Origin of the sequence: Paenibacillus sp. FSL M7-0134 (genome assembly GCF_038007865.1) — a bacterium.
Taxonomy (GTDB): Bacteria; Bacillota; Bacilli; order Paenibacillales; family Paenibacillaceae; genus Paenibacillus; species Paenibacillus polymyxa_B.
Map to the genome: position 1 here is coordinate 2,797,864 of NZ_JBBOXV010000001.1, position 14,900 is coordinate 2,812,763.

Sequence of the window (14,900 nt, forward strand, 5' to 3'; positions counted from 1 at the left end):
TTGAAGTAGGAATGCAAGCGATTGAGGGCGCATTTATTTGCGAAAGAGTGGAGTAGGCGGAGAACCCGGTCTTTATAGCCAAAAAACGAAGGTGGAGGATGTGGATTAGATGTGGCAAAAAGGACGAAAAGAAGCTCCGCAGCGGCTGTGGACTCCTTTTTTTAGCAAATTGTGGGTTTTGGTATTTCTAGTCGAATTTATGAAAGGATCTCTTCTGGTATCCATCCTTCCGGTATATATGGGAGAAACGCTTGGTTTGTCAGCCGGGATTATTGGTTTAGCCTTTTCACTTCAATATTTTGGAGACAATGCGTTCCGGGCACCGGCGGGCTGGATGGCTGAACGGCTTGGTTACCGTGGAACGATGTCGACCGCACTGTTGTTTACGCTTGTAGCTATTATTATGCTGAGCGTACTGTCAGAGCCCGTGTGGCTCGTCGTCGCGTGTCTGCTGCTCGGTCTGGGTACTTCTCCGCTCTGGCCTTGTGTTATGACCGGAACGACCGAAATGTCCGGGCCTAATAACAGCAATGGCGCGGCGATGGGCACACTGGAAATTGCGTCTATGGGCGGAACGGGATTGGGTCCGCTCATTATGAACTTCGCCATATCCCACTATGGGCATTCTTACGGCATGGTGTTCATGATTTTGATAGGATGCAGTGTTGTATTGTTGTTGGTTGCTCTCATGCTGCCAGGACCGAAAAGGTCTGCTGACAAAGGTGACCTCGAACAGAGCGCTCTAGTGTCGTCTGATGGGCACATAAAGCAAAAGCGGGGAGTTCTGAAAGGAATCCAGGAGACGATCGGCGTGCTCAAAACAAAGCTTAACGTCAATCCGTTAATTTACCCGGCGCTGTTTTTGCAGTCTTTTGTTATCGGTTTAATCAGCCCGGTACTGACGCTATACGCTCGGACGGACCTCGGGATTTCACCAAACCTGTACAGCGTCCTCCTGATTGCAGGCGGTGGGGTGACTGTGCTGGCACTGATCCCTTGCGGCAAGTTGGTCGACCGACTTGGAACGGAGTATTTTCTACATGTTGGTTTTTTGCTAGCCGGAATTACACTGTTTCTCTTTTCAATCGTTCGATCTATTCCGCTGGTGTTTGTATCCGTAGCGCTTATTGGTTTGGGATATGCGCTCATTTTGCCTGCATGGAACACATTTCTTGCCCGACTGATTCCGGAAAGCGAGCGAGCAACGGTATGGGGCTTTTTTTTAACACTTCAAGGCTCCGGCATGGTTATAGGCCCGCTCGTTTCAGGAGTGCTATGGGACCGTGCCGGACACACAGCTCCATTTATCATCAGTGGGGTCGTGATGCTGCTTATGTTTGGCTGCCACCTGGCTCTGGCGCGTAATCCACGCAGGAAGACTGTGGAGGCCTGAACAGCACCTTGAAAAGCGGCGAGGGCTACTCTTTCGAGAAAGACATTCGGTACAGCGGCAGTAAATGCTCAAAGGTAGAACGCACAGCCTGTAATAATGCAGCCCCGTCGCTGGCGAGTGGATCTTCTCGGTCAATACGGATTCCACACATGACCTCCGCTTTTTTTACCTGTTGCAGCTTGTGGATGATCGTTTGAAAATCTTCATTAGCCATATGTTGTTGTTCTGTGCCTTCTGGAGCCATATGATCCATGGACCAGTAAAAATGATCCGGTAGGTTAGAACGTACATCACCCAGGTTGGCTTCGAGCGCCTGGGCAAATGTAGCTTTGTTCGGGCTTTCATAAATAATTGCGAAGATGACGAAAAGATGGGAAGCGAACATGCCTACCTCAAAATGCGGCAGCGCCTTGTATCCGCGCTTGTTTGCCGCCCAGGCAACCCAAGTATCTTTGGGGGGATTGACTTTCCGTCGTGCATGCTTGGCAACGTGAACGTGCATAGGCTCCCCACATAAGTCTGTCAGGAACGGGGCCAATTCCTCGCCAATTGCCTCCAGCTTGGGCCGAACCTGCTGAATCAGCACTTCCATACGAGGCTCCAACCCCGGTATTTCAAAAACATCGAAGTCCTTTGCAGTAAATCCACTAAATGTCATTCCTTTTCCTCCTGTAACTGGGTTAAGCCATGTCGTGTGGCGTAATATGTCCGATTATAGCATAATGCCGCCGGGCGTGGCCGACTTTAGACCAGGTTTGAAACAAGCATATAAGGCAAAAGTAGGATTGTGCGCTGTTACTCATAAAAATAGGTCAAATAACCAAGTACCCTTACATAAAATGAAGTATAAAATAGAGCAAGGGAAGATCAAGCGGGAAAGCCGCAGGCTTGCTGTAGCCGGACTTCTTGAATCGGACTTGAAAAAGGAGGGAATGCCGTGAACAAGGGCTGTGAGGTAGAATATTGCAATCTAGAGCTCCGGTTTAGCCGTCGGCATATCCATAATCTGATCAAGGATTTGATATCGGAAGGGTATTCGCTGTACTGGAGCGAGGATGAGTCGTACCTGGTTTTGTCGGTGAGAACCGGGCGCAAGCTGGTGAAGCTCCGTTTTCAACAGCTGCGCACAGGACACTACAAGTTGGCTGGAGATTATGTAATCCGCGATGCCAAGCTGGCTGAGTGGTTGGAGAAGCTGATTGGAAGCACCCGAGGTCATGCCATTGTCAAAAGAGTTAAGGATCATCATATTTTAGTAGAAAATATTTTGTTCGGTGAGGTTATTCGTCTGGTCGAGGTTACTGGCTTTAAGCAGCGTGTCATTTATCAGAAAGGACCGGTGCTGTCCGCACAGGAAATGGAGGATATGTACGCTTCCAATGAAGGGGAAACCCGGCTGCTGCTGCTCAAAATGGAAGTAGACGATGAATTGGAGAAACTGTTCACAGCGATGACAGACGGAGATAAGGCTAAAATCGGGAATTGCCATGAACGCCTGCAAACGCTATCCCACCAACTGTTGATGATGGAAGTGTAATACATCTGAACACCTCATGAAAATGGGGTGTTTTGATCTGTGAATAGACAGGGGTTCACTTCTGACACCAAAAACGTTAAAATAGAAGTGCACGTGTTCCGATTCACATAAAGTGTAATGCGGTAAAGCGGCGATGTAGAAGACAAAATATGTTGCAAAGGATGAGGAACCAGATGGCAAAACAGCAAATTGGTGTGATCGGCCTGGCGGTAATGGGTAAGAATTTAGCCCTTAATATTGAGAGCAGAGGCTTCACCGTCTCGGTTTTTAATCGCTCTCCAGAAAAAACGCACGATCTTATCAAAGAAGCAGAAGGTAAAAAACTGACGGGTACTTTCTCTATTGAAGAATTTGTGAACTCATTGGAGTCACCCCGTAAAATCCTGATCATGGTTCAAGCTGGTAAAGCTACAGATGCCACGATTGAACAGCTTGTGCCTCATCTGGACAAGGGCGACATTATTATAGACGGAGGCAATGCCTACTTCCCTGATACACAGCGCCGCAGCAAGGAGCTGGAGGAAAAAGGACTTCGCTTTATTGGTACAGGCGTATCCGGTGGTGAAGAAGGTGCCTTGAATGGTCCTGCTATTATGCCAGGTGGACAAGAAAGTGCCTATAAACTGGTAGAGCCGATTCTGACGGCAATCTCTGCCAAAGTGGAAGGCGACCCATGCTGTACATATATCGGTCCCGACGGTGCTGGTCACTATGTAAAAATGGTGCATAACGGTATCGAGTACGGCGACATGCAATTGATCGGTGAAGCTTATCACCTGTTAAAATCAGTCCTGAACGTGAATGCGGAAGAGCTTCATGAAATCTTCACGGAATGGAATAAAGGGGAACTGGACAGCTACCTGATCGAAATTACAGCTGACATCTTCTCCCAATACGATGCTGAAACAGGCAAGCCAATGGTAGACGTTATCTTGGATGCTGCTGGTCAAAAAGGTACAGGTAAATGGACAAGCCAAAGCGCTTTGGATCTGGGTGTGCCATTGTCCATGATTACCGAATCCGTATTCTCCCGCTTCTTGTCTGCTATGAAAGACGAGCGCATTGCGGCAAGCAAAGTGCTGAGCGGTCCTAATGCTGAGTCCTTCAGCGGCGACAAAAAAGAATTTATCGAGAGCGTACGTAAAGCACTGTTTGCAAGTAAAATTGTGTCCTATGCTCAAGGTTTCGCTCAAATGCGTGCAGCTTCCGATGAATATGATTGGGATTTGAAATACGGAAAAATCGCTATGATCTTCCGCGGCGGTTGCATTATCCGCTCGCAATTCCTGCAAAACATCAAGGATGCATATGACCGCGACCCTGCCTTGAAAAACCTGTTACTGGATTCTTACTTCAAAAATGTAGTTGAAACGTATCAAGATGCATGGCGTCAAGTGATTTCCGTGGCTGTATCTCAAGGTATTCCAGTGCCTGGCTTCTCCAGCGCGCTTGCATACTATGACAGCTACCGCACTGAGCGTTTGCCAGCAAATCTGCTGCAAGCACAACGTGACTACTTCGGTGCCCATACGTTCAAACGTGTGGACAAAGAAGGCGTATTCCATCATCAATGGTTCTAATGAACGGACGGATATGCATGAATAGCATTATGTAATACAACGGAAGCTTTTTTGCCCTATGGGTAGAAGAAGCTTCCGTTTTTTAATTTTTAATTATGGATATCATTCTAGGGTAGTAGAGGATTGTGTAATCTTTTGAGGCTATGGTATGATAGGAACAGAATATTTTAATGCATTACCGCGTCTAAGCTTTGAGTTAAAACAAAGGAGACGGGAAGTTCCCGTCTCTTTTGTTAAGTAGGTTTTCTATTGCTCCTGTGACCATTGCAGCATGCCGCCGGTCATGTTAGTACAGCCTTCATAACCTAGCTGCTGTAGATATTCGCAGGCTCGTTCACTGCGATAACCGCTCCGGCAAATAAAGATAATTTCACCGGTGCGTTCAATTTCTTCAAGACGACCCGGAAGCTGTCCGAGCGGAATGTGCTTGGCACCTTCAATCATGCCTTCCGCTACTTCTTCCGCTTCGCGGACGTCGATTAATTGCAATTGCTCTCCTGCTTGCAGACGTGCGCGCAACTCAGAAGGTTCAATCAGGGCGATTTGCGTCATGGCCGGACCTCTTTTCTGATAAATAATGGGTGCTGCGTATGTTTTTGATGTGTGCAAAATGTCACACATACTCTATGTATGATAGCTAAGCTATCTCTAGGCTGTCAATTGGCTTAATCCTAAAGGCAGGTATAGATTAATTAACCGACGGGATTCACTCGGGCGACCTAGATTAATATTTCTTATTTTTTGGGTGGAGAAATGAATGCTACAACTTGTATAATTAACGTAAAATAGGATGGTTTGAACCGAAAAGGAGCATGTACATTATGGATGTTATCGTTAGACCTACCCCTTCCTTGCAAGGAGAGATTGGGGCCCTGTCCTCCAAAAACTACACTACTCGCTATCTGCTCACTGCGGCACTTGCTGAGGGACAAAGTACCATTTATTATCCAGCTCATAGTGAAGACAGTGATGCTATGCGTCGTTGTATCGCCGATCTGGGTGCAGTACTGGAAGAGGATGATGAAAAAATAATTATTACAGGTTTTGGTAGCCATCCTCAAGCTGTGAAGGAATTGAATGTGGGAAACGCAGGAGCGGTGCTCCGTTTTTTGATGGGTATTGCATCTCTATGTCCGGATGTTACATTTGTTAATACATATCCCGACTCATTGGGTAAGAGACCACATGATGATCTAATCGATGCACTGGGGCAACTGGGTGTGAAAGTAGATCATCGTGAAGGTAAGTTGCCAATTCGTATTCAGGGTGGTCAGGCGAAAGGCGGTAAAATTCAGGTGTCCGGCTCGGTTAGCTCACAATATTTGAGCGCCTTGCTATTCCTTACGCCTTTACTAGAGGAAGACAGTGAAATCGAAGTGCTGCATGATTTGAAATCCAAGGTGGTCATTGGGCAGACCCTGGAGGTATTGCAAGAGGCTGGTATTATCATTCATGCAAGCGATGATTACATGTCTTTCCGTGTCCCGGGGCGGCAATCCTATCAGCCACGTACGTATACTGTACAGGGAGACTATCCAGGGAGTGCAGCGGTGCTAGCGGCTGCTGCAGTAACGAATTCTGATGTTACCATTCATCGTCTTAAAGAGCAGAGCAAACAGGGAGAACGCGCTATCGTAGATGTGTTGCGTATGATGGAAGTGCCACTGACACATGAGAACGATACCGTTGTCGTGAAGGGCAATGGTCGATTGAAAGCTGTCGAGTTTGACGGTGATGCTGCAACAGACGCTGTGCTTGCTATGGTGGCTGCGGCTGTATTTGCTGAAGGCACGTCCCGCTTTTATAACGTAGAGAATTTACGGTATAAGGAATGCGACCGCATTACCGATTATTTGAATGAGCTGACCAAGGCTGGAGCTCGGGTAGAAGAACGCCAAGCGGAAATTATCGTACATGGCAGACCGGAAGGTGTCGAAGGTGGCGTGGAAATTAACGCGCATTTTGATCACCGTGTTATTATGGCCTTGACGATTGTAGGTTTGCGTTCACAGAAGCCGTTAGTGATCAAGGATGCACATCATGTCGCCAAATCGTATCCGCAGTATTTTGATCATCTAACGACGCTTGGTGCTTCTGTAGAATGGGTAAAATAAAAGCAAACGAAGATGCGAATAGGAGGGAACAGGATGGCTTTTGAAAATCCGTCGAGAGAAGAGATTAAAACCATTTTGGAACAAGTAGGCAATATTGCGGTTGTTGGTTTGTCTGATAAATCAGATCGAACCTCTTATATGGTTTCTTATGCCATGCAGAAGCGGGGATACCGGATTATTCCGGTTAACCCTGCGGCGGCAGGGCAAACGATTCTTGGGGAGACTTGTTATGCCAGTCTTGCTGAAGTACCTGAGCCTGTGGAGCTGGTCAATGTATTCCGCCGCAGTGAATACTGTGCAGAGGTTGCGCGTGAAGCAGCAGCTATTGGAGCTAAGATTTTGTGGCTTCAACAGGGGATTATAAGCCAGGAAGCCGCTGACATTGCGCAGGAGCATGGAATGACGGTTATTATGGATCGTTGCATTAAGGTGGAGGACTCAGTGACCCAGGCTGTACGTAAAGGATAAACAAGGATCAGTGACCCGTGCTATACGCACATGAAAACCTTCTTCCCTTGCTTCACAGGGTTGAAGGTTTTTGGTGCGAAATGAGGAATATGGTAAAGTATATTATACTTTTAGCAATCCATATAATGTATGTATGCCTGATGATGAAAATGGTCTAGACGGATTCATAGTGTTATCTGTTGTGGTGATAAAGTTTTTTGACCTGTAGAAGCGTAAATAAATATTTTGGCAGATGGAATCATTGCTTTGACAAAAGTATTTATTCGGCTTACCATCAGGGATAGAAAGGAGAGGAATGCCATGAATTGGCTCGGATCCTTACAACAGCTCGGTCGTGCTGTCATGCTCCCGACGATGGTGCTACCAGCCGCTGCAATATTGCTAAGTCTCGGCAGCCTTCCTTGGTCCACATGGGGATTCCCTATGGTGTCTGATATGGCAAATGCGGCGGGACATGGGATTTTTTATTTTTTGCCATATTTATTTGCGGTTGGTGTTGCACTGGGGATGTCGAATCAGGCAGGTCAGGCGGGACTGGCAGCATTAGCTGGTATGGCTATATATGATCAGGTCACATTGAGATTTGGAAACGGACTCATTCAACCGGCGACGCTCATTGGTATCATTTTGGGGGTCATTTCAGGGGTGGCTTATAATCGCTTCAAAAGCATCAAATTGCCCGAGGTGCTTCAGTTTTTTGGGGGTACCCGATTTGTTCTGCTGCTTATTGGCCTCTTCTCGGCTGTGTTTGCAGGACTCATGCTAATTATTGCCCCACTCATACAGAGAGGGCTGCAATTTATAGTAGGTCTGGAATCGAGCTTGGGCGGCTTTGGACTGTTTATCTACGGTATTCTATATCGGTTGCTGGCGGCCTTTGGTCTGCACCATCTGCTTAATAATATTTTTTGGTTTCAACTGGGTACATATAAAACGCCGTCTGGCAACGTTGTGCAGGGAGATTTACCCCGGTTTTTTGCTGGCGATCCGACAGCGGGCTATTTCATGTCCGGGTTGTTCCCCATTATGATGTTTGCGATCCCTGCCATTGCGCTGGCGATCATTCAGGAAGCGCGTGAAGATTTGAAGCCAAAGGTGCAAAAAACATTTTTGACGGCTGCGCTTGTCTGCTTTTTTACCGGAGTGTCGGAACAGATCGAGTTCGCCTTTTTGTTTGCAGCACCTTATTTGTTCCTCGTTCATGCGGTTATGTCTGGGCTGGCCATGTGGCTTACCTTTGAGCTGGATATTCATCACGGATTTTCCTATTCGGCGGGTTTTATAGATTATGTCCTTAATTTTCATCTCTCACATAACGCCTGGTTGTTAATTCCAGTGGGAGTGGCATACGGGCTTGTGTATTATGTATTGTTTCGATGGGCTATCCGGCGGTTCCGTATTCCAACTCCTGGGCGCGAGGAAGGTTCGGTTCTGGAGGATTGGGCCGGCAATATTCCTTATAGTGCTCCGCTTATTTTGGAAGCACTTGGCGGGAAGGAAAATATTGTGCAGGTGGAGGCCTGCATCACACGTTTGCGGCTGACCGTCCACAATGACAGACTGATCGATACCGGAGCGATGAAGGCTTTGGGATCGGCCGGGCTTATCAATCTGGGTGGAGGTAACTTGCAGGTTGTATTCGGAACGTATTCAGAACTGATTCGTGAGGAAATCGCGAAGCTGATGGAGCGTGATCTCCCTCAAATTTTGTTCAACGCTCCTGTACATGGAAAAATGCTCCCGATTCATGAAGTGCCTGACAAAATTTTTGCGACGAAGCTGGTCGGGGACGGTGTTGCTTTTGTTCCTGAACGTGGTGAACTTGTGTCTCCAGTGTATGGTACTGTGATGCACTTGTATCCGACTATGCACGCTTTAGGCATCTCCACACGAGAGGGACTTGAGGTTCTGCTCCACATAGGGATTGATACTTCACAGCTAAAAGGAAATTTTACTGCTATGGTAGAAGCAGGCGATACGGTGGAACCGGGGCAATTGCTGATCAAATTTGATTTGCAGGCGCTGCGAGAGCAAGCTCCATCACTGGTGACTCCTATGGTCATCACGAATCCGGATCGCGTCAAGTCGTGGAGCTTTGCTCCGTTTAAAACAGTGAAAAAAGGTCAGGCCTCGGTAATGTCCGTTGTGCTGCATGACAGGAATGTTGGAGGGGTAGAAACATGATAGAAGGCATCGGCGCCGCAGCAGGTGTGGCAATCGGGAAGGCATTTGTCCTGCCGAGCTGGGAGTGGGATTTACCTGATCAAAAAATGGATGCGGTAGATCTTGCAAAGGAATTTGAACGGTTGTATGAAGGGATACGCACATCCAAAAGTGAGATCCAGTTTATTAAGGATGAGTTTCGAGAGATGGTGGGGCCGGAGGAATCCAGCATTTTTGATGCTCATCTTGCGATATTGGAAGATCCAGAATTCATGAATGAAATTCGCGGAATTATTGAGCGTCAGTATAAGGCGGCTGAGGTGGCCGTGAAGGAAGCCATTGATCATTTTGTAACAATGTTTGATTTACTGGATGATGAATATATGAAGGAGCGGGCAATCGATATCAAAGATGTGGGAAACCGGCTGCTCAAGCATTTGCTGGGTGCACCGGAAGTGACTCTTCCCAAGGATACACAGCCCTATATTCTGGTAGCCAAGGAGCTCTCACCCTCCCAATCGGCACACTTGAATCCTAGCTATGTTTTAGGGATTGTAACTATGAATGGTGGTAAAACATCACATTCTGCGATCATGGCCCGCGCACTTGGTATTCCACTCGTTTCAGGACTGGAGAGCAATCTGAATTTGCCCGTTCAAACGGGAGATATGATGGTTGTGGACGGAGACCTGGGCAAAGTTTATGTGAATCCGGAAAAAACGGTAACTGATCATTATAAAATTTTGCGTGACGAGCAGCGACGCAGAAAAGAGCAGCTTCAGGTACTTGCTTCTGTAGATGCCGTGACCAAGGATGGAACCACCCTGAGGCTGGCGGCCAATATTAGTTCGATTAAAGAGCTGGAGGCAGCTTTGAAGCATGGCGCTCAAGGTGTGGGACTGTTCCGCACGGAGTTTTTATACATGGATCGCAAATCTGCTCCAGATGAAGAGGAGCAGTATGAAGTATATCGGCTGATAGCAGAAAAGGCAGGAAACCACTCTGTAGTCATCCGTACATTGGATATCGGTGGAGATAAGCCGTTGGACTATCTTCAACTACCAGAGGAAGAAAATCCTTTTCTAGGTTACCGTGCTATACGGATCAGTCTGGATTGGAAGGAATTGTTTAAAACCCAGTTGACTGCAATTTTAAGAGCCAGTGCAACGGGAAATATCAAGGTAATGTATCCGATGATCTCATCCGTGGAGGAGGTCCGCCAGGCAGATGCTCTTTTGAAGGAGGCTATGGCGGATTTGGATGCAAGAGGGCTTGCCTATAATCCGAACATTCAGCGAGGAATTATGATTGAGGTACCGGCTGCAGCGATGATCGCTGATCTATTGGCAGCTGAAACAGATTTTTTTAGTATCGGAACGAATGATCTGGTTCAGTATGTGCTGGCTGTAGATCGTATGAATGAGCAGATTGCACATATGTACCATCCATACCATCCAGCTGTACTTCGAATGCTGCGCATGACTGCACAAGCGGCACATCAAGCAGGAATTGATGTAAGTGTATGTGGTGAGATGGCTGGAGATGAACGTTCCGTTCCTCTTTGGCTGGAACTGGGGATACACCAACTCAGCATGTCTCCCCAATCGTTATTGCGGGTCAAGCATCGTGTGCTGAATACGACTGCATCTGAGGCAACGACAGTCGCTCAGGTTTGCTTTGGCATGTCCACTGGTGCAGCGATCGAAGACAAGCTGACTGCAGCTAATGTCAGCTGCACTCCGGCCGGGCCTGGACGGCAGTAATATATAATGTCCGCAAAGCTTTGCACAGCCAACACCCCGTACTGTTGAGCTTGTCGTAGCAAACCTTAATGGCGTAGCACGGCTTGGACGAAAAAGAACCTTCAAAACCACTTATTCATGGTTTTGAAGGTTCTTTTTTTCATCTTGTTGACAGCCTCTTGAGATTACGGAAAATTAACTTAATCTCTTATTTCTGGGTGTTATCTGCTAACAAATCGCAGAACGCTTTTCCGTAAGGTGGAAGATCAGGCGGCCGACGAGCAGATACAATATGTCCGTCCGTCACAACTGCCTCATCCTTCCAAATAGCTCCTGCATTCTCCATATCATCACGAATACCTGGTGTGGAGGTTACCGTAACACCATCCAAAATTTTAGCAGAAATCAGTACCCAGCCTGCATGGCAGATTTGTCCAATCGGCTTATGAGCAGCATGAAACTCCTGTACGAGTTGAATTACCTTGGGATAGCGGCGCAGTTTATCAGGTGCCCAACCGCCAGGGACGAGAATCCCGTCATAATCACTGCTATTCAGTTCCTCAAAGGCATATTCCGCTTCAGCAGGTACGCCATATTTTCCAATATATTTTTTACCTTTTTCCGCACCGGCTAAATGCACTTCTGCGCCTTCTTCACGAACACGGTAAATCGGATACCACAGCTCCAGATCCTCGAATTCCTCATCCACCAGGGCGATAACCTTTTTTCCGGCAAGTCTTGACATCCAACCATCCTTTCGTGCGTCACATGATGACACCTCTGTTTTGTAATCTGTACTTTTACATCTTAAGAAAAAGAACGCTCGAAGTCCATTCCTTCGCAGATTCTTATGTTAGTAGTCTGCTCTTTGACAGCAATTGTCGTCATTTTCTGACCCGCCAAAGCTTTGGTAATTTGTTCATAGCTGCAATCAGTGGAAGGATTTGAGGTCCCAAAGTCGAAATAAAACAAGGTATGATAGATTTAATGGAGTTAACAATTATTTATTAGACTAGTAGATAGATATATTTGGATTCTGATGAGATCCTCGTATAGTTTGATCCTACGTAATGAGGTGGTTAAATGCAGAAGCAATGTCAATGTGGCAAACCGATGGGACTGGAACTGCGAAAGGTAATCTATGCGGGCAAGGTTGAAATTTTGCACGTCCCTGTATTCTCATGCTCGTCATGCTTTTCCAGTGAGGTTTTGCAGCATGTGACGAAGGACATTAAGGCACTATTACAAAGTCTAGGGAGCAAACCTACGGCACGGAGAATATCTTTTGCTCGCAACAATGAACTGGCAGAAATAATTCGCAAGCTTGTATTGGAGGAAGCGGACAATCCCAATGTGGATTGGCAATCTGCTTTGGAGGAGCGCATGGAGCTTCGAATTAATCTCTTACTGGATCTTTATCGCTATGCGAGAAGTCTGGGAGACGAAGATTGGATGAATGATGTAGAGAAAAAATTGGTTCAATTATCCGGTTTTACCAGTGAATCGGTATTTACGAATACAAAAAATTAAAAAATATGAAAATTTTCATGGTCACCATTGGATTTTACATGTTCTTTTTGTTACGATGTGAATAGGCCATACGACAAGACACAGAAAGGAATGTATATCCAATGGCGACGATGACAAAAATGACTACTGTTCAACAATTAAATACGGCTCTGGAAGCGTCATCAGACAAGCCGTTGCTTCTCTTTAAACATAGCACACGTTGTCCGATAAGTGCAGGCGCATATCAGGAAGTGGAGTCCTATTTGCATGGCGCTCCCAACGAAAATATTGAATACGGTATCATTTATGTAGTAGAAGATCGGCCGGTGTCCAATGAAACCGCGGACAGGCTTCAGGTGAAGCATGAATCCCCGCAGGCCATTTTAATCAAGGGCGGAGAGGCTGTTTGGCATACATCCCATTCGAATATTACAGCCCGTGCACTCCACGATCATCTCACATAGATAGAATGTGTGCTGTCGTTGCATAAAGTAGTATTTTGTCGTATCATGGTTCTAATTAGTTGATCTAGGATTCGGTTGAAAATTTATTGGCAATGGAGAGAAGGAATGTGACGGTAACGATCTATGATGTAGCTCGCGAAGCTGGTGTCTCAATGGCCACAGTGTCCCGCGTAGTTAACAATAATCCTAATGTGAAACCTCAGACCCGCAAGAAAGTGTACGAAGCGATTGAACAATTGGGATATCGCCCAAATGCGGTCGCTAGAGGTCTGGCCAGCAAGAAGACAACGACCGTCGGCGTGGTTATACCGGATATATCGAACTCAATTTTTGCAGAAATTGCGCGCGGTATTGAGGATATAGCGAATATGTATCACTATAATATTATTTTGTGTAATGCCGACAAGCGAAAAGAAAAAGAGATTCGTGTCATCAACACATTGCTTGAAAAGCAAGTGGATGGTCTTCTGTTCATGGGTGGTACAGTAACGGACGAGCATATTCAGGCGTTCCATACAGCTGCGGTCCCTATTGTTCTATGTGCAACGAGTGATGAAAAAGGAAGCTATCCTTCGGTCGATATCGACCATGAAGCCGCTGCTTTTGATGCAGTAAACACGTTGATCCGCCATGGACACCGTCAAATCGCAATGATCAGTGGTACGCTTCAAGACCCTGCAAACGGCTATGCGCGTTTCCAAGGTTACAAGAGAGCACTGGAAACAGCCGGAATTGATTATCAGGAGGATCTCGTGCGAATCGGGAACTACCGTTATGAATCTGGTGTCGAAGCAATGAAATATTTTCTCGGCCTGAAGAAGAAGCCAAGTGCGATTTTTGCTGCTACGGATGAAATGGCAATTGGTGCGATCCACAGTATTCAGGATGAGGGATTGAAAGTTCCTGATGATTTTTCGGTAATCAGTGTTGACAATATTCGTATGGCCTCTATGGTTCGTCCTCAGCTGACAACCGTCGCGCAACCGATGTACGATTTGGGTGCGGTAGCGATGCGTTTGCTGACCAAGCTGATGAAAAAGGAAAACGTGGAGAACCCTCGCGTTATTTTGCCGCATGAAACTATTTTGCGGTTGTCAGTTAATTATTTAGACTAGACGCAGTGCTGAATAGGATATACCTTCGATGAAAGCTCCTTTGATGGAGCTTTTTTCGCGGATATAAAGCTTCTTATTGACATCATCATCAAACCAAGAATAGAGGGATGCGTAATGAGCCGACTTTATGGATTAATCGGTGCTATGGATGAAGAAATTGAATTGCTGCTGGCAGCGATGACGGAAGCGAGCAAGACGGTCAAGACTGGAATCACGTACACTACAGGAATCATTCACGGGCAAAGAGTCGTTGTCTGCAAATCCGGTGTAGGCAAGGTTAATGCTGCGGTAACAACACAAATCCTGATTGATCATTTTGGTGTAGAACAGATTATATTTACGGGAGTGGCAGGGGCAGTTCATCCCGATTTAAACATTGGGGATATTGTCATCTCATCAACATGTATGCAGCATGATATGGATGTAACGCCTTTGGGCTATGCCAGAGGGGTCATTCCTTATCAGGACACCTCAGAGTTTGTAGCTGATCCCGAGCTTGTAAGTCTAGCTGAGCAAGCCTGCAAATCGTTTGGCGATCGGTATATTGTCGGCAAGGTACTTTCTGGCGATCAATTTGTTGCAAATCGTGAGTTAGTGACTGCATTGCATCAGGAAATGGACGGTGCTTGTACCGAAATGGAGGGTGCAGCTGTGGCTCAGACAGCTCATATGAACGCTGTGCCTTATGTTGTCCTACGATCTATGTCAGATAAGGCTGATGGATCGGCTCACGTTAATTATGCTGAATTTACGGTAGAAGCTTCACATCGTTCGCATCGTATTGTGGAGTTCATGCTCAAGCATTTGGGATAAGG

General features: G+C 46.5%; 14 protein-coding genes. 11 read left to right on the top strand and 3 right to left on the bottom strand.

Annotation, left to right across the window (positions count from 1 at the left end; all coding sequences use genetic code 11):
• Window positions 1–109 precede the first annotated feature (109 nt).
• Window positions 110–1,393, top strand: a complete 1,284-nt coding sequence (locus NSQ58_RS12445; protein WP_071558511.1) for an MFS transporter — start codon at window positions 110–112, stop codon at window positions 1,391–1,393.
• 25 nt (window positions 1,394–1,418) lie between these two features.
• Here the strand turns inward: NSQ58_RS12445 and NSQ58_RS12450 are convergent, their stop codons facing one another.
• On the bottom strand, window positions 1,419–2,051 hold the full coding sequence (locus NSQ58_RS12450; RefSeq protein WP_316243928.1) for a YktB family protein: 633 nt from the start codon (window positions 2,049–2,051) through the stop codon (window positions 1,419–1,421).
• A 279-nt stretch (window positions 2,052–2,330) separates the two neighbouring features.
• Here NSQ58_RS12450 and NSQ58_RS12455 point away from each other — a divergent pair, with 279 nt between their 5' ends.
• The gene (locus NSQ58_RS12455) at window positions 2,331–2,930 is read left to right on the top strand and encodes a hypothetical protein (protein ID WP_023989339.1); all 600 of its coding nucleotides are present in this window, start codon (window positions 2,331–2,333) and stop codon (window positions 2,928–2,930) included.
• Window positions 2,931–3,103: 173 nt separating this feature from the next.
• A complete protein-coding gene (gndA, locus tag NSQ58_RS12460; RefSeq protein WP_013310934.1) occupies window positions 3,104–4,510 on the top strand; it encodes an NADP-dependent phosphogluconate dehydrogenase in 1,407 nt (468 codons plus the stop codon).
• Window positions 4,511–4,756: 246 nt separating this feature from the next.
• On the opposite strand, the gene NSQ58_RS12465 is transcribed toward gndA, so the two are convergent.
• Entirely contained in the window at window positions 4,757–5,062 is a 306-nt protein-coding gene (locus tag NSQ58_RS12465; protein ID WP_010345522.1) for a rhodanese-like domain-containing protein, read from the bottom strand.
• Window positions 5,063–5,331: 269 nt separating this feature from the next.
• On the opposite strand from NSQ58_RS12465, the gene aroA reads away from it, so the two are divergent.
• From aroA to ptsP, 4 genes are all read left to right on the top strand, one after another.
• On the top strand, window positions 5,332–6,624 hold the full coding sequence (gene aroA, locus NSQ58_RS12470; protein ID WP_028540541.1) for a 3-phosphoshikimate 1-carboxyvinyltransferase: 1,293 nt from the start codon (window positions 5,332–5,334) through the stop codon (window positions 6,622–6,624).
• A 33-nt stretch (window positions 6,625–6,657) separates the two neighbouring features.
• The gene (locus tag NSQ58_RS12475) at window positions 6,658–7,092 is read left to right on the top strand and encodes a CoA-binding protein (RefSeq protein WP_013310932.1); all 435 of its coding nucleotides are present in this window, start codon (window positions 6,658–6,660) and stop codon (window positions 7,090–7,092) included.
• Between the two features lie 300 nt (window positions 7,093–7,392).
• Window positions 7,393–9,276, top strand: coding sequence for a glucose PTS transporter subunit IIA (locus NSQ58_RS12480; RefSeq protein WP_023989337.1), 1,884 nt, complete (start codon window positions 7,393–7,395; stop codon window positions 9,274–9,276).
• The gene (gene ptsP, locus NSQ58_RS12485) at window positions 9,273–11,018 is read left to right on the top strand and encodes a phosphoenolpyruvate--protein phosphotransferase (RefSeq protein WP_023989336.1); all 1,746 of its coding nucleotides are present in this window, start codon (window positions 9,273–9,275) and stop codon (window positions 11,016–11,018) included. The genes NSQ58_RS12480 and ptsP overlap by 4 nt, the downstream gene beginning before the upstream one ends.
• Window positions 11,019–11,205: 187 nt before the next feature.
• On the opposite strand, the gene NSQ58_RS12490 is transcribed toward ptsP, so the two are convergent.
• Window positions 11,206–11,742 (bottom strand): type 1 glutamine amidotransferase domain-containing protein, encoded by a 537-nt coding sequence (locus tag NSQ58_RS12490; protein ID WP_053325723.1) that lies wholly within the window; start codon window positions 11,740–11,742, stop codon window positions 11,206–11,208.
• A 338-nt stretch (window positions 11,743–12,080) separates the two neighbouring features.
• On the opposite strand from NSQ58_RS12490, the gene NSQ58_RS12495 reads away from it, so the two are divergent.
• The 4 genes from NSQ58_RS12495 (at window position 12,081) to NSQ58_RS12510 (ending at window position 14,898) form a co-directional block, all read left to right on the top strand.
• Window positions 12,081–12,527, top strand: a complete 447-nt coding sequence (locus NSQ58_RS12495; RefSeq protein ID WP_023989334.1) for a hypothetical protein — start codon at window positions 12,081–12,083, stop codon at window positions 12,525–12,527.
• Window positions 12,528–12,628: 101 nt separating this feature from the next.
• Window positions 12,629–12,970: a bacillithiol system redox-active protein YtxJ gene (ytxJ, locus tag NSQ58_RS12500; RefSeq protein ID WP_013310927.1), complete on the top strand. Its 342-nt coding sequence runs from the start codon at window positions 12,629–12,631 to the stop codon at window positions 12,968–12,970.
• A gap of 107 nt (window positions 12,971–13,077) precedes the next feature.
• Window positions 13,078–14,085, top strand: coding sequence for a catabolite control protein A (gene ccpA / locus NSQ58_RS12505; RefSeq protein WP_023989333.1), 1,008 nt, complete (start codon window positions 13,078–13,080; stop codon window positions 14,083–14,085).
• Between the two features lie 114 nt (window positions 14,086–14,199).
• Window positions 14,200–14,898: a 5'-methylthioadenosine/adenosylhomocysteine nucleosidase gene (locus tag NSQ58_RS12510; protein WP_341057543.1), complete on the top strand. Its 699-nt coding sequence runs from the start codon at window positions 14,200–14,202 to the stop codon at window positions 14,896–14,898.
• Window positions 14,899–14,900 lie beyond the last annotated feature (2 nt).

Bases quoted from the DNA above. Each gene is read 5' to 3' on its own strand.
- NSQ58_RS12445 (WP_071558511.1), top strand. From the start codon at position 110: ATGTGGCAAAAAGGACGAAAAGAAGCTCCGCAGCGGCTGTGGACTCCT.
- NSQ58_RS12450 (WP_316243928.1), bottom strand. From the start codon at position 2,051: ATGACATTTAGTGGATTTACTGCAAAGGACTTCGATGTTTTTGAAATA.
- gndA (WP_013310934.1), top strand. From the start codon at position 3,104: ATGGCAAAACAGCAAATTGGTGTGATCGGCCTGGCGGTAATGGGTAAG.
- NSQ58_RS12465 (WP_010345522.1), bottom strand. From the start codon at position 5,062: ATGACGCAAATCGCCCTGATTGAACCTTCTGAGTTGCGCGCACGTCTG.
- aroA (WP_028540541.1), top strand. From the start codon at position 5,332: ATGGATGTTATCGTTAGACCTACCCCTTCCTTGCAAGGAGAGATTGGG.
- NSQ58_RS12475 (WP_013310932.1), top strand. From the start codon at position 6,658: ATGGCTTTTGAAAATCCGTCGAGAGAAGAGATTAAAACCATTTTGGAA.
- NSQ58_RS12480 (WP_023989337.1), top strand. From the start codon at position 7,393: ATGAATTGGCTCGGATCCTTACAACAGCTCGGTCGTGCTGTCATGCTC.
- ptsP (WP_023989336.1), top strand. From the start codon at position 9,273: ATGATAGAAGGCATCGGCGCCGCAGCAGGTGTGGCAATCGGGAAGGCA.
- NSQ58_RS12490 (WP_053325723.1), bottom strand. From the start codon at position 11,742: ATGTCAAGACTTGCCGGAAAAAAGGTTATCGCCCTGGTGGATGAGGAA.
- NSQ58_RS12495 (WP_023989334.1), top strand. From the start codon at position 12,081: ATGCAGAAGCAATGTCAATGTGGCAAACCGATGGGACTGGAACTGCGA.
- ytxJ (WP_013310927.1), top strand. From the start codon at position 12,629: ATGGCGACGATGACAAAAATGACTACTGTTCAACAATTAAATACGGCT.
- NSQ58_RS12510 (WP_341057543.1), top strand. From the start codon at position 14,200: ATGAGCCGACTTTATGGATTAATCGGTGCTATGGATGAAGAAATTGAA.